The 21705-nt window shown below is 61.2% G+C and carries 19 protein-coding genes; 7 read left to right on the forward strand and 12 right to left on the reverse strand.

Annotated elements, in window-relative coordinates; all coding sequences use genetic code 11:
* Positions 1 to 82: 82 nt before the first annotated feature.
* A complete protein-coding gene (mvaT, locus tag M5C71_RS10845) occupies positions 83 to 460 on the reverse strand; it encodes a histone-like nucleoid-structuring protein MvaT (RefSeq protein WP_103496662.1) in 378 nt (125 codons plus the stop codon).
* A gap of 350 nt (positions 461 to 810) precedes the next feature.
* Between mvaT and purU the strand changes: the two genes are divergently transcribed.
* On the forward strand, positions 811 to 1659 hold the full coding sequence (gene purU / locus M5C71_RS10850; protein ID WP_103496663.1) for a formyltetrahydrofolate deformylase: 849 nt from the start codon (positions 811 to 813) through the stop codon (positions 1657 to 1659).
* A 30-nt stretch (positions 1660 to 1689) separates the two neighbouring features.
* Positions 1690 to 1887, forward strand: a complete 198-nt coding sequence (locus M5C71_RS10855; protein ID WP_103496664.1) for a hypothetical protein — start codon at positions 1690 to 1692, stop codon at positions 1885 to 1887.
* On the opposite strand, the gene M5C71_RS10860 is transcribed toward M5C71_RS10855, so the two are convergent.
* Both M5C71_RS10860 and M5C71_RS10865 read right to left on the reverse strand, forming a co-directional pair.
* Complete coding sequence (locus M5C71_RS10860) at positions 1877 to 3766, reverse strand: methyl-accepting chemotaxis protein (protein WP_248767807.1); 1890 nt, start codon at positions 3764 to 3766, stop codon at positions 1877 to 1879. The genes M5C71_RS10855 and M5C71_RS10860 overlap by 11 nt on opposite strands.
* 302 nt (positions 3767 to 4068) lie before the next feature.
* Complete coding sequence (locus M5C71_RS10865; protein ID WP_152738144.1) at positions 4069 to 4524, reverse strand: DciA family protein; 456 nt, start codon at positions 4522 to 4524, stop codon at positions 4069 to 4071.
* Positions 4525 to 4831: 307 nt separating this feature from the next.
* Here M5C71_RS10865 and secA point away from each other — a divergent pair, with 307 nt between their 5' ends.
* From secA to M5C71_RS10880, 3 genes are all read left to right on the forward strand, one after another.
* Positions 4832 to 7567: a preprotein translocase subunit SecA gene (secA, locus tag M5C71_RS10870; protein WP_103496667.1), complete on the forward strand. Its 2736-nt coding sequence runs from the start codon at positions 4832 to 4834 to the stop codon at positions 7565 to 7567.
* 121 nt (positions 7568 to 7688) lie between these two features.
* A complete protein-coding gene (gene argJ, locus M5C71_RS10875; protein ID WP_103496668.1) occupies positions 7689 to 8906 on the forward strand; it encodes a bifunctional glutamate N-acetyltransferase/amino-acid acetyltransferase ArgJ in 1218 nt (405 codons plus the stop codon).
* 28 nt (positions 8907 to 8934) lie between these two features.
* Positions 8935 to 9876 (forward strand): Nudix family hydrolase, encoded by a 942-nt coding sequence (locus M5C71_RS10880; RefSeq protein WP_248767808.1) that lies wholly within the window; start codon positions 8935 to 8937, stop codon positions 9874 to 9876.
* A 13-nt stretch (positions 9877 to 9889) separates the two neighbouring features.
* On the opposite strand, the gene M5C71_RS10885 is transcribed toward M5C71_RS10880, so the two are convergent.
* The 4 genes from M5C71_RS10885 to M5C71_RS10900 form a co-directional block, all read right to left on the reverse strand.
* On the reverse strand, positions 9890 to 10474 hold the full coding sequence (locus M5C71_RS10885; RefSeq protein ID WP_103496670.1) for a cob(I)yrinic acid a,c-diamide adenosyltransferase: 585 nt from the start codon (positions 10472 to 10474) through the stop codon (positions 9890 to 9892).
* 2 nt (positions 10475 to 10476) lie between these two features.
* Positions 10477 to 12513, reverse strand: a complete 2037-nt coding sequence (locus M5C71_RS10890) for an ATP-binding protein (protein ID WP_103496671.1) — start codon at positions 12511 to 12513, stop codon at positions 10477 to 10479.
* A 122-nt stretch (positions 12514 to 12635) separates the two neighbouring features.
* Positions 12636 to 13553, reverse strand: a complete 918-nt coding sequence (locus tag M5C71_RS10895; RefSeq protein WP_152738147.1) for a putative 2-dehydropantoate 2-reductase — start codon at positions 13551 to 13553, stop codon at positions 12636 to 12638.
* Positions 13553 to 14506, reverse strand: a complete 954-nt coding sequence (locus M5C71_RS10900; protein ID WP_103496673.1) for a diguanylate cyclase — start codon at positions 14504 to 14506, stop codon at positions 13553 to 13555. The genes M5C71_RS10895 and M5C71_RS10900 overlap by 1 nt, the downstream gene beginning before the upstream one ends.
* A gap of 118 nt (positions 14507 to 14624) precedes the next feature.
* Between M5C71_RS10900 and M5C71_RS10905 the strand changes: the two genes are divergently transcribed.
* Both M5C71_RS10905 and M5C71_RS10910 read left to right on the forward strand, forming a co-directional pair.
* Positions 14625 to 15110: a YajQ family cyclic di-GMP-binding protein gene (locus tag M5C71_RS10905; RefSeq protein WP_103496674.1), complete on the forward strand. Its 486-nt coding sequence runs from the start codon at positions 14625 to 14627 to the stop codon at positions 15108 to 15110.
* A 125-nt stretch (positions 15111 to 15235) separates the two neighbouring features.
* The gene (locus M5C71_RS10910) at positions 15236 to 16078 is read left to right on the forward strand and encodes a mechanosensitive ion channel family protein (RefSeq protein ID WP_103496675.1); all 843 of its coding nucleotides are present in this window, start codon (positions 15236 to 15238) and stop codon (positions 16076 to 16078) included.
* Positions 16079 to 16128: 50 nt separating this feature from the next.
* Here the strand turns inward: M5C71_RS10910 and M5C71_RS10915 are convergent, their stop codons facing one another.
* From M5C71_RS10915 to M5C71_RS10935, 5 genes are all read right to left on the reverse strand, one after another.
* Positions 16129 to 17325, reverse strand: coding sequence for a haloacid dehalogenase-like hydrolase (locus M5C71_RS10915; RefSeq protein WP_248767809.1), 1197 nt, complete (start codon positions 17323 to 17325; stop codon positions 16129 to 16131).
* A gap of 2 nt (positions 17326 to 17327) precedes the next feature.
* Positions 17328 to 18395, reverse strand: a complete 1068-nt coding sequence (locus M5C71_RS10920) for an ABC transporter ATP-binding protein (protein ID WP_103496677.1) — start codon at positions 18393 to 18395, stop codon at positions 17328 to 17330.
* Positions 18396 to 18469: 74 nt separating this feature from the next.
* Positions 18470 to 19255, reverse strand: a complete 786-nt coding sequence (locus M5C71_RS10925) for an ABC transporter permease (RefSeq protein ID WP_103496678.1) — start codon at positions 19253 to 19255, stop codon at positions 18470 to 18472.
* Positions 19252 to 20148 (reverse strand): ABC transporter permease subunit, encoded by an 897-nt coding sequence (locus tag M5C71_RS10930; protein WP_218586076.1) that lies wholly within the window; start codon positions 20146 to 20148, stop codon positions 19252 to 19254. Before M5C71_RS10930 ends, M5C71_RS10925 begins: the two co-directional genes overlap by 4 nt.
* A gap of 93 nt (positions 20149 to 20241) precedes the next feature.
* On the reverse strand, positions 20242 to 21348 hold the full coding sequence (locus M5C71_RS10935; RefSeq protein WP_248767810.1) for an ABC transporter substrate-binding protein: 1107 nt from the start codon (positions 21346 to 21348) through the stop codon (positions 20242 to 20244).
* Positions 21349 to 21705 lie beyond the last annotated feature (357 nt).

Consider the following 21705-nt stretch of genomic DNA (forward strand, 5'->3'; position numbering starts at 1 on the left):
CGATTAAATTGCGGACAATAAAAAAACGCCAGTGAACTGGCGTTTTTTGTAGGTCGCGAATAGCGTCCGTGACCGGCTTGGCTTAGCCCAGCAGGGTAGCCCAGCTTTCAACCACGTCGCCGCCCCACTTGGCTTTCCACTCTTTCAGAGTCTTGTGGTTGCCGCCTTTGGTTTCGATCACTTCACCGTTGTGCGGGTTTTTGTATTGCTTGACCTTGCGCGCGCGCTTGGTGCCGGTGGTTTTCACGGCGCCACGTACGGCTTTGCCAGCTTTGGCCTGTGGGTCCAGGATGTTGATGACATCTGGCAGCGCCTTGTTGTACTCGCCCAGCAGAGTGCGCAGTTTGCTTTCGAATTCCATTTCTTTTTTCAGGGCACCGTCTTTTTCCATGGCGGCCATTTGGGCTTGCAGTTCTTTGATGGCTTCCTGGGTGGCGTGGTATTTCTGGATCAGGGACATGGACACTACCTTATGTTGAGTCAGGACGACAGGGGTACAGTGACGCAATAGTAGTCAGAGTATTTGAGCAAGTAAACATTTAATAGGTGGTTTATTGCATTTAATTTGAAACTTAGGTGTGTCCTTGTCGCCGACTTAGATGTTTTTGCTGCGCGAGCCAAGAGCCGTCTTGTTGTGACGATGTTTGAATTATCGGCGCGCTGCGTCGCGTCACTCGGAGAAAGCCCACTACAAGCGAGGGGAGAAACGGGTGCCGGGACAGGAGTGGGCCGGCGGTGCAACGAATACTGCAGTTTTTTTCCGTACTGGCTAGAATGGCGACCTTTGCGAAGTTCTGGAGTTCTCCCCCCATGCGCACTTTCCGGCTGGTGATTGCCTGCCCCGACCGCGTTGGCATCGTTGCCAAAGTCAGTAACTTTTTAGCGTCTTACAACGGTTGGATCACCGAAGCGAGTCACCACTCCGACAACCTCAGTGGCTGGTTCTTCATGCGCCACGAGATTCGTGCTGACAGCCTGCCGTTTGGTCTGGAGGCCTTTCGTGAGGCATTTGCCCCGATCGCCGAAGAATTTTCCATGACCTGGCGCATCACCGACACCGAGCAGAAGAAGCGCGTGGTGTTGATGGCCAGCCGTGAGTCCCATTGCCTGGCGGACCTGTTGCACCGTTGGCACAGTGACGAACTGGATTGCCAGATCGCCTGCGTGATTTCCAACCACGATGACCTGCGCAGCATGGTTGAGTGGCACGGTATTCCCTACTACCACGTGCCGGTGAACCCGCAGGACAAAGAGCCGGCGTTTGCCGAAGTATCACGTCTGGTCAAACATCACGAAGCCGATGTGGTGGTACTGGCGCGCTACATGCAGATCCTGCCGCCGGCACTGTGCCGCGAGTATGCGCATAAGGTCATCAATATCCATCACAGCTTCCTGCCATCGTTCGTCGGTGCCAAGCCTTATCATCAGGCGTCCCTGCGTGGCGTGAAGTTGATTGGGGCAACTTGCCACTATGTAACCGAAGAGCTGGATGCGGGGCCGATCATCGAACAGGATGTGGTCCGTGTCAGCCACAGTGATAGCATCGAAGACATGGTGCGTTTCGGTCGCGATGTCGAGAAGATGGTGCTGGCCCGTGGCCTGCGTTATCACCTGGAAGATCGTGTGCTGGTGCATGGCAACAAGACCGTGGTGTTCTGACAGCCCGTTGACGAGCCTGGAGGTGTGGCGATGAGCGATACACTCGACAAGGCAACCTCCAAGGCGCCGCCGACCGTGGGTGAGGGCTGTCTGAGCCGTTACGACACCGACGCAATGACTCCTGAAGACGGCACCGAGTTTCCCGGTGCCGCCGAACTCTGGCAGCAGTTGCAGGAAGAGTCCGAAGCAGACAAGCCCGCAGACTCTTCTGCGTCGCTTAAATCCTGAAACTGCCCACCAGCTGCTTCAATCGCGCAGCCTGCTGTTCCAGGTCGGTACAGGCCCGCAGGGTTGACTGCAGGTTCTCCACACCTTGCTGATTGAGGGTGTTGATCTCGGTGATGTCCACGTTGATCGACTCGACCACCGAGGTTTGCTCTTCGGTGGCCGTGGCGACGGATTGGTTCATGCCGTCTATCTCGCTGATCCGCTGGGTCACGCTGCTCAGGCGTTCGCCGGCCAGGTTGGCGATTTCCACACTTTCCAGGCTGTGGCGCTGGCTATGGCCCATGGTGCCGACCGATTCTCGGGCGCCAACCTGCAATTCTTCGATCATGGTCTGGATCTGCTGCGCCGATTCCTGGGTGCGATGAGCCAGGTTGCGCACCTCGTCCGCGACCACCGCAAAGCCGCGTCCGGCCTCACCGGCCCGGGCCGCCTCGATGGCGGCGTTGAGGGCCAGCAGGTTGGTTTGCTGGGAAATACTGGTGATCACTTCGAGAATCTGCCCGATATTCACCGTCTTGCTGTTCAGCGACTCGATGTTGGTGCTTGACGTGGCAAGCATTTCCGACAACTGGTGCATGGCCTTGATGCTGCGTTCCACCACCTGCTGACCGTCCGCGGCCAGGCCGCGGGCGTCGCTGGCCTGGGTCGAGGCCTGGGCGGCATTGCGGGCGATCTCCTGGGCGGCGGCACCCAGCTGGTTGATGGCCGCGGCGACGCTGTTGGTGCGACTGGCCTGTTCATCGGAGTTGAGCATCGACGAGTTCGAGGCGCTGACCACCCGCAGGGCCACTTCGTTGACCTGTTGGGTTGCCGAGGAGACTTCGCTGATCGAGGTGTGGATGCGTTCGACGAAACGGTTGAAGGCGCTACCGAGGATCCCGAACTCGTCCTGGGACTCGATCGTCAGGCGCCGGGTCAGGTCGCCTTCGCCGTCGGCGATATCCTGCATGGCACGGGTCATCACGTGCAGCGGTTGCATCAGCGCACGGATCAACAGGCCGAGCAGGGCGATGATGATCAGTACGGCGATGGTGGTGGCGATCACGGCCGAGCTGCGGAAATTGCTCAGCATCGCAAAGGCCTTGTCCTTGTCCACGGACACGCCGACATACCAGCTTACCGAAGACAGGCCCTTGATCGGGGCGAAGGCGACGATGCGCGTCTTGCCGTTGGCCACGGTTTCGCTGATCTCGTTGCCGATGCGCGGGGTGTCCTGGGGATAGGCGTCGCTGAGGCTTTTCATTACCAGGGCCTTGTCCGGGTGCACCAGGATCTTGCCATCGGCGCTGACCAGGAAGGCGTAGCCGTTACCGTCGAAACTCAAGGCGTTGAGGCTGTCGGCAATGGCTTGCAGGCTCAGGTCGCCGCCCACCACGCCGATGCTCTGGCCGGCCTTGCGCACGGTGTTGACGATGGAAATCACCAACTGCCCGGACGCCAGGTCGATATAGGGTTCGGTCAGGGCCGAGCCGCTGCTGTTCTCGGCACTCTTGTACCAGGGGCGGGCGCGGGGGTCGTAGCCGTCGGGCATCTTGCTGTCCGGACGGATCATGAAGCTGCCGTCCTTGTTGCCCAGGTAGGCGCCCATGAAGGTCGAGGTGATGGCCTTCTGTTCCAGCAGGTTGGAGACGTTGGCCGGGTCGGCATTGAGGGCGACCGACTGGGACAGGTTTTCGATCAGCAGGCTGCGGCCGGTCAGCCAGGTCTGGATATTGTTGGCGGTGACACCACCCATTTCATGCAGATAGCTGTTGAGGTCATCGCGGATTGCATTGCGTTGCAGGTAATCGTTGTACAGCGTGAAGAGCGCAAAGGCCGCGAGTACGATCAGCGACGCGGCCAGCAGGATCTTGTGACTGAATTTGAGGTTTTTGTTCATGGCGTTCAAGGTCCGCTGAAGTTTTGGGTGTCCAGGTAGGCGATGGCCGGTGGTGCGCGCTGGGCAGCGTTGAACCTAAGCTGTTCCTCTGCTCCTTGGGGGCTCTTCTTGGGGGAAAGCCGGATTGTTTTTGATTGTTTTCTGGGTTGGCCTCTTGCTATCGACTGAATCGACGCAAAGATTAACCAGGGCAACTGCGTCCCGCCGGACGGATAGCCCTGGCGGGTTTCTCGGGATGGAGCGCGCTGAAGCCTTCCAGGAACAGGCGATCAGGTCGTCGGGGAGGCGGCGAGGCCGCCGGCTCAGGTCTTGGGCTTGGCGTGGCTGGCCAGGCGCTCCAGGGCGGCGCGCAGGTTCGGGTCGCTGATGCCGTCGGCGGTGTCCTGGATGGTTTGCGCTGCGCTCACCGACAAATCCATGGTGTGGCCCACCGCGCCCTGGGGCACGGTCGGCGGCTGCACCTTGAACAGGATGCGGGTCAGGCTCTCGAACACCTCGAACGCCTGTAATTGCCGTTGCAGGCGTTTCTGCTGGTAGCGCAGGCGGGTCGCCCAGTGCCCGTCGGTGACGATCAGCAACAGGCTGCCTTCGCGCCACGACGCCACGTGGCAGTGCTCGCGGGCGGCGGGTTGCAGTTGGCTTTCCACCAGGCGCTGCAAATGCGCAAGGCGTTGGGCATGGCCGAAAATGGCTTTCAGCGGCTTGGCTTCGCGAAGCAGGGCGGCGGGAGCCCGGGCCGTGAGGGGGCGAAATGCCATGGTTCAGACACCTGAAGAAACAGAGTCGCCATGGTAGCAGAAGCGCCCGCTCTGCCCGCGGCCATTGATGTGAATCGTCTTTGGCCCTAAAGTCCGCGGTTAACGTCTGCACTCGATGGCTTGAAGTTCGGGAAAAAGACCTTATTTTAGAGTGGCCCCGTCACAGCGCTGTGCCAGCATCGTGGATTAACGCCACTTTCCTCACCATCGTTTCCGGGTAGAATACTCGTTCGCATGCGGCCATGAGGGCTGCTCGGGCGACTCACGGGGCCGCCCTCCATCCCTATGTGTGGAAGAACCTGCCGATATGTTTGCGCCTTTGTTAAAGAAACTTTTTGGAAGCAAGAACGAGCGTGAAGTCAAACGCATGCTCAAGACGGTACAGATCGTCAATGCCTTCGAAGAGCAAATGGTGGCCCTTTCGGACGAGCAGTTGCGTGCCAAGACCGGAGAGTTCAAGGCCCGCATAGCCCAAGGTGAGACCCTCGACACACTCCTGCCCGAAGCCTTTGCGGTCGCCCGCGAAGCCGGCAAGCGGGTCATGGGCATGCGCCACTTCGACGTGCAGTTGATCGGCGGCATGACCTTGCACGAAGGCATGATCGCGGAAATGCGCACCGGCGAGGGTAAAACCCTGGTGGCGACCCTGGGCGTTTACCTCAACGCGCTGTCCGGCAAGGGTGTGCACGTGGTCACGGTGAACGACTACCTGGCCCGCCGCGACGCCAACTGGATGCGCCCGCTTTATGAATTCCTCGGTCTGACGGTCGGCGTGGTCACGCCGTTCCAGCCGCCGGAAGAGAAGCGTGCCGCCTACGCCGCCGACATCACCTATGGCACCAACAACGAATTCGGTTTCGACTACCTGCGCGACAACATGGCGTTCAGCATGGAAGAGAAGTTCCAGCGCGAGCTGAACTTCGCCGTGATCGATGAAGTCGACTCCATCCTGATCGACGAAGCCCGCACCCCGCTGATCATCTCCGGCCAGGCCGAAGACAGCTCGCGGCTGTACACCGAGATCAACAAGCTGATCCCGCGCCTCCAGCTGCACGTCGAGGAAGTGGAAGGCGTGGTGACCAAGGAAGGCCACTTCACCGTCGACGAGAAGACCCGTCAGGTCGAGCTCAACGAAGCCGGTCACCAGTTCATCGAAGAGATGCTGACCCAGGTCGGCCTGCTGGCCGAGGGCGAGAGCCTCTATTCGGCGCACAACCTGGGCCTGTTGACCCACGTGTATGCCGGCCTGCGTGCCCACAAGCTGTTCAACCGCAACGTCGAATACATCGTCCAGGAAGGCCAGGTTGTCCTGGTGGACGAACACACCGGCCGGACCATGCCCGGCCGTCGCCTGTCCGAGGGCCTGCACCAGGCCATCGAGGCCAAGGAAAACCTGAATATCCAGGCCGAAAGCCAGACCTTGGCCTCGACCACCTTCCAGAACTACTTCCGCCTGTACACCAAGCTGTCCGGCATGACCGGTACCGCGGACACCGAAGCATTCGAGTTCCACCAGATCTACGGCCTGCAAGTGACGGTCATCCCGCCGAACAAGCCATTGGCGCGCAAGGACTACAACGACCTGGTGTTCCTCACCGCCGAAGAGAAGTACGCGGCGATCATCACCGACATCAAGGAGTCCCTGGCCCAGGGCCGTCCGGTGCTGGTGGGTACGGCGACCATCGAGACCTCCGAGCACATGTCCAGCCTGCTCAATAAGGAGAACATCGAGCACAAGGTCCTGAACGCCAAGTTCCACGAGAAAGAAGCGGAAATCATCGCCCAGGCCGGTCGCCCTGGCGCCCTGACCATCGCCACCAACATGGCCGGTCGCGGTACCGACATCCTGTTGGGCGGTAACTGGGAAGTCGAAGTGGCGGCCCTGGAAAACCCGACGCCTGAGCAGATCGCCCAGATCAAGGCCGACTGGCAGAAACGCCACCAGCAGGTGCTCGAGTCGGGCGGCTTGCAGGTGATCGCTTCCGAGCGTCACGAATCCCGTCGTATCGACAACCAGCTGCGCGGTCGCGCCGGTCGTCAGGGTGACGCCGGTTCCAGCCGTTTCTACCTGTCCCTGGAAGACAGCCTGATGCGTATCTTCGCCTCGGACCGGGTGAAGAACTTCATGAAGGCCCTGGGCATGCAGCCAGGCGAGGCGATCGAGCACCGCATGGTGACCAACGCCATCGAAAAGGCCCAGCGCAAGGTCGAAGGCCGCAACTTCGACATTCGCAAGCAACTGCTCGAGTTCGACGACGTCAACAACGAACAGCGTAAAGTGATCTATCACATGCGCAACACGTTGCTGGCCGCCGACAATATCGGTGAAACCATCGCCGACTTCCGTCAGGACGTGCTCAACGCCACCGTCAGCGCCCATATTCCTCCACAGTCGCTGCCAGAACAGTGGGACGTGGCGGGTCTGGAAGCGGCCCTGCAGAACGATTTCGGCGTGCAACTGCCGATCCAGCAGTGGCTCGACGAAGACGATCACCTGTACGAAGAGACCCTGCGCGAGAAGCTGCTCAGCGAGCTGCTGCTGGCGTACAACGAAAAAGAAGAGCAGGCCAGTGCCGAAGCGCTGCGCACCTTCGAGAAGCAGATCGTGCTGCGTGTGCTCGACGACCTGTGGAAAGACCACCTGTCGACCATGGATCATCTGCGCCACGGCATCCACCTGCGTGGTTATGCGCAGAAGAACCCGAAGCAGGAATACAAGCGCGAGTCGTTCACCCTGTTCTCCGAGCTGCTGGACTCGATCAAGCGCGATTCGATTCGTGTCCTCTCCCACGTCCAGGTGCGTCGCGAAGATCCGATCGAAGAAGAAGCGCGCCTGCGTCAGGAAGCCGAAGCCCTGGCCCAGCGCATGCAGTTCGAGCACGCTGAAGCCCCAGGCCTGGACGCGCCGGAAATCCTCGGTGAAGAAGTCGATGTCGCCCTGGCCACCGCGCCGGTGCGCAACGAGCAGAAGCTGGGCCGTAACGAACTGTGCTACTGCGGTTCGGGCAAGAAGTACAAGCACTGCCATGGTCAGATCAGCTAAGGTCTTTACCGGATACTGAAATACCTGCGCCGCGACCGGCATTAGCCGTCGCGGCGTTTTTCCATTTGAAACACTGCCCTTGTGACGGCAGTGCAGATATCACATTAAAAGGAGCGCTTTCATGGCTGTTGGTCTTGGTCCTTTGCCTACGTTGCACCCGGTTGCCGGTTTTGAACTCGGTATCGCCTCGGCCGGTATCAAGCGCCCTGGGCGCAAGGATGTGGTGGTGATGCGCTGCGCTGAAGGTTCCACGGTGGCGGGGGTGTTTACCCTCAACGCGTTTTGCGCGGCACCCGTGATCCTGGCCAAGCAGCGCGTCCAGGGCAACGTGCGTTATCTGTTGACCAACACCGGCAATGCCAACGCCGGAACCGGTGAGCCGGGCCTGGCCGCCGCCGCGCGGACCTGCGCCAAGCTGGCCGAGCTGACCGGTGTCGATGAAAGCGCCGTGCTGCCGTACTCCACCGGGGTGATCGGCGAGCCGTTGCCGGTAGAGAAAATCGAAGGCGCCTTGCAGGCGGCCCTGGATGACCTGTCCGTGGATAACTGGGCCGCTGCCGCCACCGGCATCATGACCACTGACACCCTGCCCAAGGGTGCGAGCCGCCAGTTCCAGCATGACGGCGTGACCATTACCGTCACCGGGATCAGCAAGGGCGCGGGGATGATCCGTCCGAACATGGCGACCATGCTCGGCTACATCGCCACCGACGCCAAGGTCTCCCGTGAGGTCCTGCACAGCCTGATGCTGGACGGCGCCAACAAGTCGTTCAATCGCATCACCATCGACGGCGACACCTCGACCAACGACTGCTGCATGCTGATCGCCACCGGTCAGGCCGGGCTGCCGGAAATCACCGAGGCTCGCGGCCCGTTGTTCGACGCGCTGAAAAAGGCCGTGTTCGAAGTGTGCATGGATGTGGCCCAGGCCATTGTTCGTGACGGCGAAGGCGCGACCAAGTTCGTCACCGTCGAAGTCAACGGCGGCGGCAATCACCAGGAATGCCTGGATGTCGGTTACACCGTGGCGCATTCGCCACTGATCAAGACCGCGCTCTTTGCCTCCGATCCGAACTGGGGCCGTATCCTCGCCGCCGTCGGCCGCGCCGGTGTGCCGGACCTGGATGTGAGCAAGATCGACGTGTTCCTCGGCGAAGTCTGCATCGCCAGCCGTGGCGCTCGTGCGGCGAGCTACACCGAAGAGCAGGGCTCGGCGGTCATGGCTCGGGAAGAAATCACCATTCGTATCGAATTGGGTCGCGGCCAGTGCAGTGAAACCATCTGGACCACCGACCTGTCCCACGAGTACGTGAAGATCAACGCGGAATACCGCACCTGATCCACAGGTTCGAGCAGGAGGTTTCAACGTGAAACGCGTTCATGTGGCGGCGGCGGTCATCCGGGGTGTTGACGGTCGCATCCTGATTGCCCGTCGGGCGGATACCCAGCACCAGGGCGGTCTCTGGGAGTTTCCCGGCGGCAAGGTCGAGGACGGCGAAGCCGTCCAGGTGGCCCTGGCCCGCGAGCTTCAGGAAGAGCTGGGCATCGTGGTCAGTGCTGCCCGACCGTTGATCAAGGTGCGGCACGATTATCCGGACAAGCAGGTCTTGCTGGATGTCTGGGAGGTTTCGGCTTTTACCGGCGACCCCCACGGTGTCGAGGGGCAGCCGCTGGCCTGGGTCAGTGCGCGGGAGCTGGCGGACTACGAGTTTCCGGCGGCCAACCAGCCGATTGTCGCCGCCGCCCGTTTGTCGGCGGAGTATCTGATTACTCCCGATGGCCTGGAGACTCCGCAGTTGCTCAAGGGGATCCAGAAGGCGATTGCCGGTGGGATCAAGCTGGTTCAACTGCGGGCGCCCAACGGTTATGACCCGAAGTACCGCGACCTGGCGGTGGACGCGGTGGGGTTGTGTGCGGGCAAGGCACAGCTGATGCTCAAGGGGCCTTTCGAATGGCTGGGGGATTTCCCGTCGGCGGGCTGGCACATGACGTCCGCGCAGTTGCGCAAGTACGCCAGTGCCGGGCGGCCGTTGCCGGCGGAGCGCTGGTTGGCCGCTTCGTGCCATAACGCTGAAGAGCTGGCCTTGGCCGAACAGATGGGCGTGGACTTTGTCACGCTGTCGCCGGTGCAACCGACGCAGACCCATCCGGAGGCGCAGCCGCTGGGTTGGGAGCAGGCCGGGCAGTTGATCTCGGGCTTCAACAAGCCGGTGTATCTGCTGGGCGGGGTTGGGCCGAACGAATTGCAGCGTGCCTGGGAAACCGGCGCACAGGGCGTGGCCGGTATTCGGGCATTCTGGCCGCAATAAGCACGGCTCTAGATCAGTGGGAGACCGGCTTCTTCGCCGCCTCCCACAATATCTCGGCAATCTTCTCGCGCCGTGCAATTACCCTTGCCGCCACAAACAGCAAGTCCGACAGCCGATTGATGTAAGCCAGGCCAACCCCTCCCAAAGGTTCAACGGCATTCAACTGCTGGCAACGCCGCTCGGCGCTACGGGCCTGGCTGCGGCAGATATGGGCCTGGGCAATCAGCATCGAGCCACCCGGCAGGATGAAGTTTTCCAGTGGGCCCAACTCTTCGTTCCAGCGATCAATGGCGGTTTCCAGGCGCTGGATCTCGGCCGCATCGAGGGCCTGGTAGGTCGGCATCGCCAGTTCACCGCCCAGATCGAACAACCGATGTTGAACCGGTGCCAGCACTTCGATCAGCTCATTCAACTCCGGATGAATCACCACCAGCTCCGCCAACCCGGCCAATAGCAGTCCCAGCTGGCTGTTGAGCATATCGACCTCGCCGATGGCTTCGATCCGCGGATGGTCCTTCGGCACCCGACGTCCATCGCCCAGTCCCGTTTCCCCGGCATCGCCGGTACGTGTGTAAATTTTCGACAGACGAAAACCCATGCTCAAGACTCCGCTTTGCTCAGTTCGGGAAGCGCCGCCTGGCTACCGGCCAACGGCAGGCGCAGGGTCACGCAGGTGCCCGCGCCCGGCGCCGATTGCACTTCCATCTGGCCTTTATGGTTATTGGTGATGATGAAGTAGGACACCGACAGACCCAACCCGGTGCCCTGGCCGATTTCCTTGGTGGTGAAGAAGGGTTCGAAGGTGCGCTTGCGGATATGCTCCGGCATGCCGACACCGTTGTCCTCGACCTGGATCTCTGCCCAGGGCGGATTCAGGCGGGTGCGCAGGGTAATGCGCCCGGGTTCGCGTTCGTCCTCGCGTTGGTGGATGGCCTGGGCAGCGTTTTTCAGCAGGTTCAACAGCACCTGCTCCAACTCGTTGGCGGTGCCCGGGACCGGGCCCAGTTGCGGGTCGAACTGGCGGATGATCGCCTGGCCCTTGAAGTCGAAGCCGATGGTCAGGTCGAAGTCGTTGCCGGCGATTTCCACCGCCTGGTCGATCAGGGCCGGCAGGTCGCAAGGGGCCATTTCACGGTTGCTGCGCCGGCTGAAGCTGAGCATATGGGTGACGATCTTCGCCGCCCGCGCGCCGGCCTGCTGGATGCCATCGAGCAGTTGCGGCACTTCGCGGCTTTGCAGGTAGCGGTTGACGGTGTCCAGATCGATGCCGGCCTGTTGCGCGTATTCGAGGTTCTTCGGCAGCTCCTTGGACAGGCGTCGGCGGATGTTCTGCACGTTGTGCAGGATGGCCCCCAGGGGGTTGTTGATTTCGTGGGCCATGCCCGCGGCCAAACCGCCGACCGAGAGCATTTTTTCCGATTGCACCATCATTTCCTCCAGCGACAGGCGCTGGGAGATATCGTCGATGCGAATCACCACGCCACGTCCGGCACCGCCCATCAGCGGGTAGAAGGTCAGGGCATAGTGGCGGGCTTCGTCGTCCTTGATCCAGGTCACCCGCTCGATCTTCGCCACGCTGTGTTGCTCGACGGTTTCCTTGAGCTGCGGCAGGAACGGCTTGAGCGGTTCGAAGGCGAGGAAGATCGGCTGGTTCAGCGCTTCGTCCAGCGGCGTGCCGGAGAGGGCGCTGGCTTCCTGGTTCCACTGGGTGACATAGAGTTGCTCGTCCAGGGCGATCAGGGCCGAGGGCATGGAGTCGATGATGCTGTTGAGGTAGTTCTGGAAGCCCGTGAGCTTTTTCTCGATCTTGCTGCGCACCTGGACTTCGAGTTCCAGCTTGCGGTTGGTGTGGCGGGTTTCCTCGGCCAGACCCTGGGCCTGGTCGTAGGCGCCCTGGGCGTCATCGCGGGCGCGCTTGAGCTGCTGCTCCCGGGCCTCGATGCGCGACAGCATGGTATTGAAGGCTTCGGCCAGGCTGCCGATTTCGTCGTGGTTGCCGCGCGAGGCCCGCAATGAGTAGTTCTCTTCCCGGGTGACCTGGCGCGATAGCTCTTCGAGTTCGTGGATCGGTCGGGTAATCAGGCGCTTGATCTGGCGGGCGATGATCAGCCACAGCAGGATACTGAAGGTCAGGATGCCGAGGCTGGCGGTCAGGGTGCCGGTGTAGAACGCCACCGGCAGTTCGCTGCTGGCCACCAGCAACAGGTGTCCGGGCGCCGAGCCCGGGCGCGGCATCTCGATGACCTGGTTGCTGCGAAACTCGGTCAGGCGCCAGGCTTCGATATGGCGAAAGCGCTCCGGCAGTTTCAGGTGATCGCCGTGTTGCAGCTGCGCCATGCGATTGCCCGGACCGTCATAGATCGCGGCGGCGCGCAGCGGCGAGTAACTGTCGAGTTCCTTGAGCAGGGCTTCGGCGGCTTCCGGCGAGTCGAGGGCCTGGCTGATCAGGTTCGGGCTCGATATCAGTCGGCCGATGGTCTGCAAGGCCTGGGGTGCCATGCTCTCCTGGGAGATCCAGTAGGCGGCGCTGATGAACGTCAGGTTGGCGACCAGTAATACGGTGGTCAGCAGGACCAGTAGGGCGGCGAGAAGTTTTTGGCCGACCGGCAGGTTTTCGAGGCGCTGGCGCAGAGGCATCGGTTGTCCTGTTTCGAGAGGCGAATGGCGGCGGGCGGGGTTCGACTGCCGTGCCGTCCATAAGTGTATCAAACCGTCGCTTGAGCCCGGTCTTTTGCGCGGGACGGCTTATGTTGACGAGCTCAGGTGCTGGGCACGCCCTTTGCCATCAGATGGGCCACCAGCCGGTTATACAGGCGGCTCAGGTGCGGCAGGCTGCGGTGATGGCGGGCCGCCGCCGCGCAGGCATAACCCAGCAGGTAGCCGATCTCGGTGCGCCGCCCCTGGGTGACGTCCTGATGCATGGAGGAGTAGTTCGCCGCGGTGGCCTGGATCACCCGTTCCACTTCGCTCTGCAGGTCCAGGGCGGCGGCCGGCTGGCCGCAGCATTCGAGCAGTTCGGTCAGTTCGGCGCAGAGGGTGGCGACTTCACAATGGTGTTCCAGCAAGCCGCCGTTGCGGCAATCGTAGAGCACCGTCAGCGGATTGATGGCGCAGTTGAGCGCCAGCTTGCGCCAGAGTCGGGTGAGGATCTGGGTGTTCCATTCGTGGGGAATGCCGGCCAGTGTCAGGTCATCGAGCCAGTACGGTGGTTGCGGATGGGCAACGTCCCCCAGCCAGGTGAAACCGTGACCGGCGAACACCACGCGCCAGTCGCCGTCGCGAAAGGCGCCCTCGGTGCTGGAGGCGAACAGACAGCGGGCGTGGGGTGCGCGGGCCGCGACCGCGTCCTGGCTGCCGAGGCCGTTTTGCAACAACACCAGCTCTGCGCCGGGGGCGATTCGCGGCGCGAGGCGGGTGACTGCGGCCTCGGCATCGTAGGCCTTGCACGCGACCAGCAGGCGCTGGATGGGCGCAGGGCTGTCGAGGGTTTCGGCCGGAATCGCAAAACGTTGTTCCCGACCCTGTTCGACCAGGGTCAGGCCGCCTGCCGCTTCGTACGCCGCCAGCCGCGCCGCATCGCGCAGAATCAATGTCACCGGCAGGCCGGCCCTGGCCAACCGGGTGGCCCACAGGCTACCCAGGCTACCGGCGCCCAGTACATGCCAGTGGGTGCTCATCAGCTACGCGCCGGCAGGCGTTTGGCGCTGACCACGCCGCCGGCATAGGACTCGAGCAACAGGTGCTCGGACTCATCGAACAGGGTTTGCGGGTCCAGCGGGAAGCACTTGCTGTCCAGGCCGATCAGGCTGATGCCGGCCTTGAGCTCGATGGGACCTGCGTTGGTCATGAAGGTCTTGAGGTTCAGGCCTTCATGCAGGCGCTTGAAGCTGCTCGGGGCGCATTCCTGCAGGTCGGCCGGCAAGGTCATCAGGACGAAATGCCGCTCGTCCAGGCGCGCCAGTACATCCAGTGGCCGCACCAGTTGTTGCAGGCGGCGGGCGATGGCTTGCAGCAGCTCGTCGTAGAGGTCGTTGCCATATTGGCGTTGCAGCGACTCGGCCTGTTCGATCCCGATCAGCAGGTAGCAGATGGCTCCGCCGCGGGCCTGGACCTGGCGCAGGCTGTCGCTGAGCTTCTGGCGCAGGTAGCGGGCATTGCCCAGGCCGGTCAGGGAGTCCACCAGATTGCGCTGTTCGAGGCTGGCGATGTTCTGGCGCAACAGGCGGTTTTCCTGGCGCAGGCGCTGCAAGGTGTTGCACAGGCGGTCGGCGGCGAGCACCCGGGTCAGCAGATGGCGCTCGACATCGGCCGGGGCGAGCAGGTCGTCGATGTCGTTGTCCGAGGTCTCGTCCAGCAGGATCGAGGGCGATTGGTCGCTGATAAGGATCACGTAGGTGTTGTGATCGTTCATCTCGTCCCTTTGTCGGACCTTGGCGGCAAGCGCCAGACCTGCGCTTCCCGCGCAGATCAGCAGGCCGGCGGCCCGCTGGTCGAGTTGCTCCAGTGCCAGGACGCCGTCATTGGCCTGACGGATGTCCTGATAACCCGCGCGCTGGAGGCTGCTGCCCAGCGTACTGCTGGCCAGATTCTCATCACTCACCAGCAAAATGCTCAGATCCGGGTTCGGCATGGGTGACTCACAAGTGAATGAGTGGGAAGAACCGCTATAATGCTCGCGGATTTTAACCGTCAAACCAGGCGCGCTCCATCGGTATTGAGCGGCGCCGATTTTATTTTGGAGAAATACGATGCCGTCGTTCGACGTGGTATCCGAACTGGACAAGCACGAAGTCACCAACGCCGTCGAGAACGCCGTCAAGGAACTGGACCGTCGTTATGACCTCAAGGGCAAAGGCTCCTTCGAGTTCAAGGACAAGGAGCAGACCATCACCTTGACCGCCGAAGCCGAGTTCCAGCTCGAAGCCATGCTGGAGATCCTGCGCATGTCCCTGGTCAAGCGCAAGATCGACGTCAAATGCCTGGAAATCAAGGACGCCTACGCGTCCGGCAAGCTGATGAAGCAGGAAGCGACCTTCAAGGAAGGTATCGACAAGGACACCGCGAAGAAAATCGTCGCGCACATCAAGGACGCCAAGCTCAAGGTCCAGGCCGCCATCCAGGGCGAGCAGGTACGGGTTACCGGCAAGAAGCGTGACGATCTGCAGGAGGCGATTGCCAACCTGCGGGCCAAGGAATTCGATGTGCCGCTGCAATTCAACAATTTCCGCGACTGATCTAGGCTGTCAGGGAACCTCTGGGAGTTATCGGCGTCGGAGGGCCCAGCCACGGTGAAACGGTGGGTCGCCCTGCGCGGCAGGCATCGTTTCGTCGGGTCATCGCATGGTAACCGGAGAGAACAATGGATTTGAATGCACAAGTGGATCAGTTGGTGAAGGCCTCCGAGGCCTGGATCCCGATGATCATGCAATACGGCAGCCGTGTGCTGCTGGCTATCGTCACCCTGTGTATCGGTTGGTGGTTGATCAACAACCTGACCCGCCGCGTGGGCAAGCTGCTGGCGTTGCGCAATGCCGACCTGGCGCTGCAGGGGTTTATCAGCAGCCTGGCGAATATCATCCTCAAGGTGCTGCTGATTGTCAGCGTCGCCTCGATGATCGGTGTGGAGACCACCTCCTTTGTCGCGGCCATCGGTGCGGCAGGCCTGGCCATTGGTCTGGCGTTGCAGGGCAGCCTGGCGAATTTCGCCGGTGGGGTGTTGATTCTGTTGTTCCGGCCGTTTCGCCTGGGTGACACGATCACCGCGCAAGGGGTGACCGGGACGGTCGACAGCATCCAGATTTTCCACACCATCCTGCGTACCGGCGACAACCAGACGGTGATCATGCCCAACGGCAATCTGTCGAACGGCATCATCACCAACGCCAACCGCCAAGCCACCCGCAAGGTTGTGTTCGATGTCGGCGTGGATTTCCAGTCGAATCTGCAGGAGGCCCGCGAGGTGCTGCTGGAGATGGCCAAGGATCCGCGGGTGTTGGCCGATCCGGCGCCGGTGGTGGTGGTGTCCGCGCTGGGGGCTCATTCGATCACCATGTCCTTGCGGGTGTGGGTCAATACCGCCGATTACGGCGATGTCACCTTCCTGTTCAATGAGCAGGTGCGCGACCGTCTGAAAGCGGTGGGCATCGAGATTCCGTTTCCGCAGCACGTGGTGCGGATGTTTTCGGAAGAGCAGGCGAAGTAATCGAGGTCTTGATGCCCGGCCGCTGGGCCGGGCATCAAATCTGCCTGGGCTCAGGCTAGCAAGCGGGCTTCCGTGTGGCCGTAGCGCAAGGTTTTTTCATCGGCGTTGAAGCAGCCGGTGTGCTCGTCTCGGCCTTGCAGCACAAAGCGGGCGTCCGAACGGCCCAGGGTGGCGGCCGCCTGCTGGCTGTTCTCCCCAATCAGGCCTTTTTGCTGGCGGTTGATGATCACCCCCAGGCGTGTATCGGCAAAGTCCTTCATCATCCAGGCGTCGCCATCGCTGTCGCCGAACACCAGGGCTGGACCATAGCCTTTTTGCGCGACAAACACATTCTGGATACCGACGGTCTTGCCCGGTCCCCAGTTGAAGTGCCAGTCCTTTTTATACACATTGGTGTATTTGCCATCGATCATTTCCAGCTTCAGGCCGAGGACATTTTCCGGCGGCAGCCCGTAGCCGTATTTCGGATCGCAGGCAAAAACCCGCACCACGTCGTCGATTGATGCCGTGGAGATGTAGACATCGAAACCGTTGGTCCGCAAAGTTGCAATCAAGACCACAATTTCGGCATGCACGCGCATGCCGTGGAAGTGCACCGGCGCAACCCGGCCCGCGCGGCCAGGCATCTCTGTGCTGCTGTGGATAGGCGCCTGGCGCAATGCCTCGCCCAGGTTGTGTTCAATGGAGTCGGACACCATCGCCTGCAGTTCGGCCGTGGTGAAGTTCTTGTAGAAATAAATGATCCACTTGTAACCCACTTCCATCGGGTAGGTATCGCACAACGCACCGTATAAAAAGTAGAACTTGGCGCGGAAGTTCTGGAATTGCGCGCTGGCATGGATTTCCTCCAGGGGCTGGGTGCCAGCCAGTACCGCGCAGTGGGTGTACAACCATTGGTAGGCGTCGTTGATGTCGGCCGCCAGGTCTTCCATCGAGATACGCTGGCCGTCCAGATTGGTGTGATCGGCATGGAACCAGCCACCTGGCACATCCTGGCACAGGACTTCGGCAAACTCGCTCGGTGTCAGTTTGAACAGCAGGTTTTCGGCCTGGTACAACAACAGCGATTCCTCGGTGTCGTTCATTATGCAGGTATTGTCCCAGTCGAACACCGCATAGGGTTTTTTGGCCGGGTTGTAGTCGGCACTGCGGCAACCCCAGGTTTGCAGCAGTTGGTTGATGGCCCGGCGGTTGGCCGCAGACCAGCCCGCGGGTTGCGCGGGCAATACAAAGTTGTCGGTCGTCATGCTCAGGCCGTTTCTTCCAGTACCAAAAGATTATCGAATGAGAAACCCAGGGTGATGTTCTCGCCGCGCTGGGGCAGCGCACGGTGTGGATCGTTGAACACGTCGAGTGAGATGACCACCGTATCCATGCGTACCCGGATACGCACTACGGCGCCCAGAAAATCAACGTCTTCCACCGTCGCCGCCAGCGAGTTGCGCCCCGGGGTCGGCGGCTCCAGCACAATGGCCTCGGGTCGGATCGCCAGCGCGCGGGTTTGGCCTACGAAGGCATCAACGATAGGGTTCGATGTCACCAAAGACTGACCGCCCACGGAGATCTGGCCCGTCGCGGCATCCACCACCACGCCGGACAGCAGATTCAGCGTCCCGACAAAGGAGGCTACAAAACGGGTGCGCGGAAAGTTGTAGACCTCGCTCGGCGTGCCGATTTGTTCAACCCGGCCTTCACTCAGTACAACAATGCGGTCCGAGATCGACAAGGCTTCTTCCTGGTCATGGGTCACGAAGACCGAGGTGATGCCCAGTTCGCGTTGTACGGCACGGATCTCTTCGCGCAGCGACACGCGGATCTTGGCGTCCAGCGCGGACAAGGGCTCGTCCAGCAACAGCACCTGGGGCTTGCCGGCGAGCGCGCGGGCCAAGGCCACGCGCTGTTGCTGGCCGCCCGACAGCTGCGAGGGATAGCGCGCGCCCAGGGCCGCAAGGCCGATAAGCTTGAGCATTTCGGTGACGCGCTCATGGATCTGCTCCGCTGGCATCTTGGCCACCTTCAGGCCAAAGCCGATGTTCTCGGCCACCGTCATGTTGGGGAACAGCGCGTACGACTGGAACACCATGCCGATATTACGCTGGTTGGTCGGCGTGTGGGTCACATCCTTGCCATCGAATTTGATGGTGCCACCCGAGGGGCCCTCGAACCCGGCCAGCATGCGCAAAATCGTGGTCTTGCCGCAACCCGATGGGCCCAGAAAGGTGATGAACTCGCCACGGGCGATGTCCATCGTGAAGTCATGCACCGCGGTCTGAGCGCCGAAGGCTTTTTTCAGGTGGGAGATTTCAAGGAAAGCCATGGGATGTTTTTTCCGTCAATGTAGGGGTTACTACTCGGCTCAGTAGCCAGAACGCATGCCACCCAGGGATGTGCTTAAGGTCTTGCGTTCTTGGCATTGCGCCCGAACACCTGGATCAAGCCCATGGAGGCCCAGGTAATCATGAAGGCCATTACCGCCAGCGCGGACGGCTCGTACGCCTTGTTGGCGCCCACCAGTTGCAGGTAAGGCCCGAACGCGGGACGGTTCAACAGGCTGGCCATGGTGAACTCGCCGATCACCACGGCAAAAGTCAGGAACGCACCGGACAGAATCGCCGAACGCAGATTCGGGAAGATCACCTTGAACAGAATGGTGAAAGTGCCCGCGCCCAGCGCCTCGGCGGCCTCCGTCAGGGTGCGCACATCGATGGTGCGCAAGCCGGTATCGATCGAGCGGTACATATAGGGCAGCGACAAGGTGACGTAGCTGCACACCAGCAGGAAGTCGGTGGACCGCTCGTTGCCGGTCAGCGGTATCCACGAGTTGCTGCCGAAGATGCGCAGATAGCCAAATACGATGACGATGGCCGGGATTACCAAGGGCAGCAAGGTGATGAACTCCACCAGCGGGCGCAGTTTGGGCAGACGCAATTGCACCCAGTAGGCGGTAGGTACGACCAGCAGCACGCCGACCACAATGGTGATGAGCGCCATCAGGATCGAATAGCCAAACGTGGCCTGGAACTGAGGGTCGCTAAACACCACCCGGTAGGCTTCGAAGCTGTATTCGCCGCGCAGCATGCGCAGGCTGAATTCAAAGGTGGCCAGCAGTGGAATCAGGAAATAACTGGTGCCCAGGCCGATGGCGATCCAGGCACCCAAACGCGAGGTGGATTTCATTTGCGGCCCTTTTCCGATTTGCTGCGCAGCCAGATATAGCCCGCGTTGGATACCCCGGTAATCACCACCATGCCCAGCGCCAGGGCGTAGCCCAGGTTCGGGTTGTGCAGCACGTCACCGCGGATCTGCGCATAGAGCAGGATAGGCACGATGTTCAAGGAGCTGCCGGTCAGCGCATAGGCGGTGGCCACCGCGCCAAAGGCGTTCGCAAACAGCAGCAGCATGGCGCCCATGATGCTCGGCCACAGCACCGGCAACGCAATATAGCGCCAGTAGTGGTAGGCGGTGCCACCCAGGCAATCGCAGGCTTCGCGCCACTCGCGTCTGAGGCCTTCCAGTGCCGGGGACACGATCAGCACCATCAAGGGGATCTGGAAATACAGATAGGTCAGTGTCAGCCCGGTGAAGCTGAGGATGTTGAAACCGGTGGAATAGAGGTTGAAGCCCAGGTACTTGTTCATCAGCGCGGTCACCAGACCCACCCGCCCCAGCGTGGCCAGGAACGCGAAGGCCAGCGGCACGCCGGCGAAGTTGGAGGCCACGCCCGAAAACGTCATGAGGGTCGGGCGAATCCACTCGGGCAGTTTGCCCTGGACGGCCGCCCAGGCCAGCAGGAAGCCGATGATTCCGCCGCCCAGGGCCGACGCGGCACTGATGCGAAAGCTGATCCAGTAGGCGCTGACCACGTTCGGGTCGGCCAGGCCGGCGATATTGGCCAGGGTGAAATGGCCTGATGCGTCCTGGAACGCACCTATCATCAGATAGCCGGTGGGCAAGATCAAAAACAGGATGGCGAATACCAGAAAGGGCAGCACACCCAGCCAGTGCCAATTGAGCGACCTGCCCGGTATGGACGGTGTCGCGGGTTTTGCAGAACTCAAGGTATCAGTCAAGTGAAGCCCGCCTTTCAAGCCGCCATCCAATCCATGAAATGACTGGCGTGGCCGGTGAAGGCCATGCCAGTACAAAAAGCCATCGAAGGCCGGTTACTTCACACTGGCGCCGACCAGGGTGTCCCACTGCTTGGTGATGGCTTCCTTGCTCGAGTTCTGCTGGTCCAGAGTAGGGAACACGGCCTTGGCATAGCCTTCCGCGGGTGGCAGCTTGTCGAGCATGGCCTTGGGCAGCTTGTTGTTGGCCACCAGGTCGTTGAAGCGGATCGGGTGGCAGTAGCCATTCAGCCAGCCCACCTGGCCTTCGTCCGAATACAGGTATTCCAGCCACAGCTTGGCGGCATTCGGGTGCGGTGCATAAGCGCTGATGGCCTGCACATACACGCCCGCGACCACGCCCGACTTGGGCACGACCACTTGCACATTGGGGTTGCCCTTGAGTGCATCGCGGTCGGCCAGGGCGTTGTAGTCCCAGCGGATGATGATCGGGGTGGTGCCTTGTGCCAGGGAGGCGGCCTTGCCGATCACCGGGACAAAATTGCCGGCCTTGTTCAGATCGCCGAAGAACTTCAGGCCGGCCGCGGCGGCCTTGGTGGGATCCCCACCCGCGGCGGCAATACCGGCCGCATAGATGCCCTGGATGGCCTGGTTGGCGGAGCGCGGATCGCCCGCCAAGGCCACGGAATTCTTGTAATCGGCCTTGAGCAGGTCGCTCCAGTCGGCCGGGATCGAGCTGATCAGGTCGGTGTTGACTTCAAAAGCCAGCACGCCGTAGTAGTCGCCATACCAGTAGCCTTCCGGATCTTTCACCGAGTCAGGGATGGTCGCCCAGCTGGCGACCTTGTAGGGCTGCAGCAAACCGGCAGCCTTGGCCTGGGGGCCGAAAGACAAGCCGACGTCGATGGTGTCGGGCGCTTGCGGCCCCTTGTTGTCCTTGTTCGCCTTGATGGCTTCGAGTTCGTCGCCCGAACCGGCGTCCGGGTTCAGTTCGTTGACCTTGAGGCCATACTTGGCTTTGAAGTTCTTGATCTGGTCGCCATATCCGCACCAGGAGTTCGCCAGGGCGATCACCGTCAGTTCGCCCTCTGCCTTGGCCGCTGCGACAAGTTCCGCCGAGGCGGCCGATGCATTTTGTGCGCAGATTAGAGCCGTGGAGATGGCTGCTGTTAGAGCAAGGACTTTGAATGTTTGACGTGGCATATCACTTCCTTTTCGGTATCCGGTAGAGGGGAGTTTGACGGCGGAAGATCAGGCACAGCGAACCAACTTGGCGCAATGGCAAGGTATGACATCTATTATGTAAACAATCAGCCGACACCTGGCCTGGGCGGCAGTACAGGGAAGAAAGGTAACTTTCAGAGCTTCAATTACATACTACTGTCGGCGCTGTGCCTGCGCAATCGTAGTGGTGATTTATGACTTTTTCGCGACAAATTGGTCGTAATTAGGAAAGTGTGAATCAAAATGGGTGCGGCGTTGGGGAGGTGGGCGCGTGGACGCCGATATCATAGGTGTTTCAGATAGGGCTTCATTGCTGTTTGAGGTAGAGAAAGAGGT

This window comes from Pseudomonas sp. MWU12-2345, from assembly GCF_023242385.1.
Classification (GTDB): Bacteria; Pseudomonadota; Gammaproteobacteria; order Pseudomonadales; family Pseudomonadaceae; genus Aquipseudomonas; species Aquipseudomonas gingeri_D.

Excerpts from the sequence above, each read along its gene's own strand:
- mvaT (WP_103496662.1), bottom strand. The coding sequence starts at position 460 with ATGTCCCTGATCCAGAAATACCACGCCACCCAGGAAGCCATCAAAGAA.
- purU (WP_103496663.1), top strand. The coding sequence starts at position 811 with ATGCGCACTTTCCGGCTGGTGATTGCCTGCCCCGACCGCGTTGGCATC.
- M5C71_RS10855 (WP_103496664.1), top strand. The coding sequence starts at position 1,690 with ATGAGCGATACACTCGACAAGGCAACCTCCAAGGCGCCGCCGACCGTG.
- M5C71_RS10860 (WP_248767807.1), bottom strand. The coding sequence starts at position 3,766 with ATGAACAAAAACCTCAAATTCAGTCACAAGATCCTGCTGGCCGCGTCG.
- M5C71_RS10865 (WP_152738144.1), bottom strand. The coding sequence starts at position 4,524 with ATGGCATTTCGCCCCCTCACGGCCCGGGCTCCCGCCGCCCTGCTTCGC.
- secA (WP_103496667.1), top strand. The coding sequence starts at position 4,832 with ATGTTTGCGCCTTTGTTAAAGAAACTTTTTGGAAGCAAGAACGAGCGT.
- argJ (WP_103496668.1), top strand. The coding sequence starts at position 7,689 with ATGGCTGTTGGTCTTGGTCCTTTGCCTACGTTGCACCCGGTTGCCGGT.
- M5C71_RS10885 (WP_103496670.1), bottom strand. The coding sequence starts at position 10,474 with ATGGGTTTTCGTCTGTCGAAAATTTACACACGTACCGGCGATGCCGGG.
- M5C71_RS10890 (WP_103496671.1), bottom strand. The coding sequence starts at position 12,513 with ATGCCTCTGCGCCAGCGCCTCGAAAACCTGCCGGTCGGCCAAAAACTT.
- M5C71_RS10895 (WP_152738147.1), bottom strand. The coding sequence starts at position 13,553 with ATGAGCACCCACTGGCATGTACTGGGCGCCGGTAGCCTGGGTAGCCTG.
- M5C71_RS10900 (WP_103496673.1), bottom strand. The coding sequence starts at position 14,506 with ATGCCGAACCCGGATCTGAGCATTTTGCTGGTGAGTGATGAGAATCTG.
- M5C71_RS10905 (WP_103496674.1), top strand. The coding sequence starts at position 14,625 with ATGCCGTCGTTCGACGTGGTATCCGAACTGGACAAGCACGAAGTCACC.
- M5C71_RS10910 (WP_103496675.1), top strand. The coding sequence starts at position 15,236 with ATGGATTTGAATGCACAAGTGGATCAGTTGGTGAAGGCCTCCGAGGCC.
- M5C71_RS10915 (WP_248767809.1), bottom strand. The coding sequence starts at position 17,325 with ATGACGACCGACAACTTTGTATTGCCCGCGCAACCCGCGGGCTGGTCT.
- M5C71_RS10920 (WP_103496677.1), bottom strand. The coding sequence starts at position 18,395 with ATGGCTTTCCTTGAAATCTCCCACCTGAAAAAAGCCTTCGGCGCTCAG.
- M5C71_RS10925 (WP_103496678.1), bottom strand. The coding sequence starts at position 19,255 with ATGAAATCCACCTCGCGTTTGGGTGCCTGGATCGCCATCGGCCTGGGC.
- M5C71_RS10935 (WP_248767810.1), bottom strand. The coding sequence starts at position 21,348 with ATGCCACGTCAAACATTCAAAGTCCTTGCTCTAACAGCAGCCATCTCC.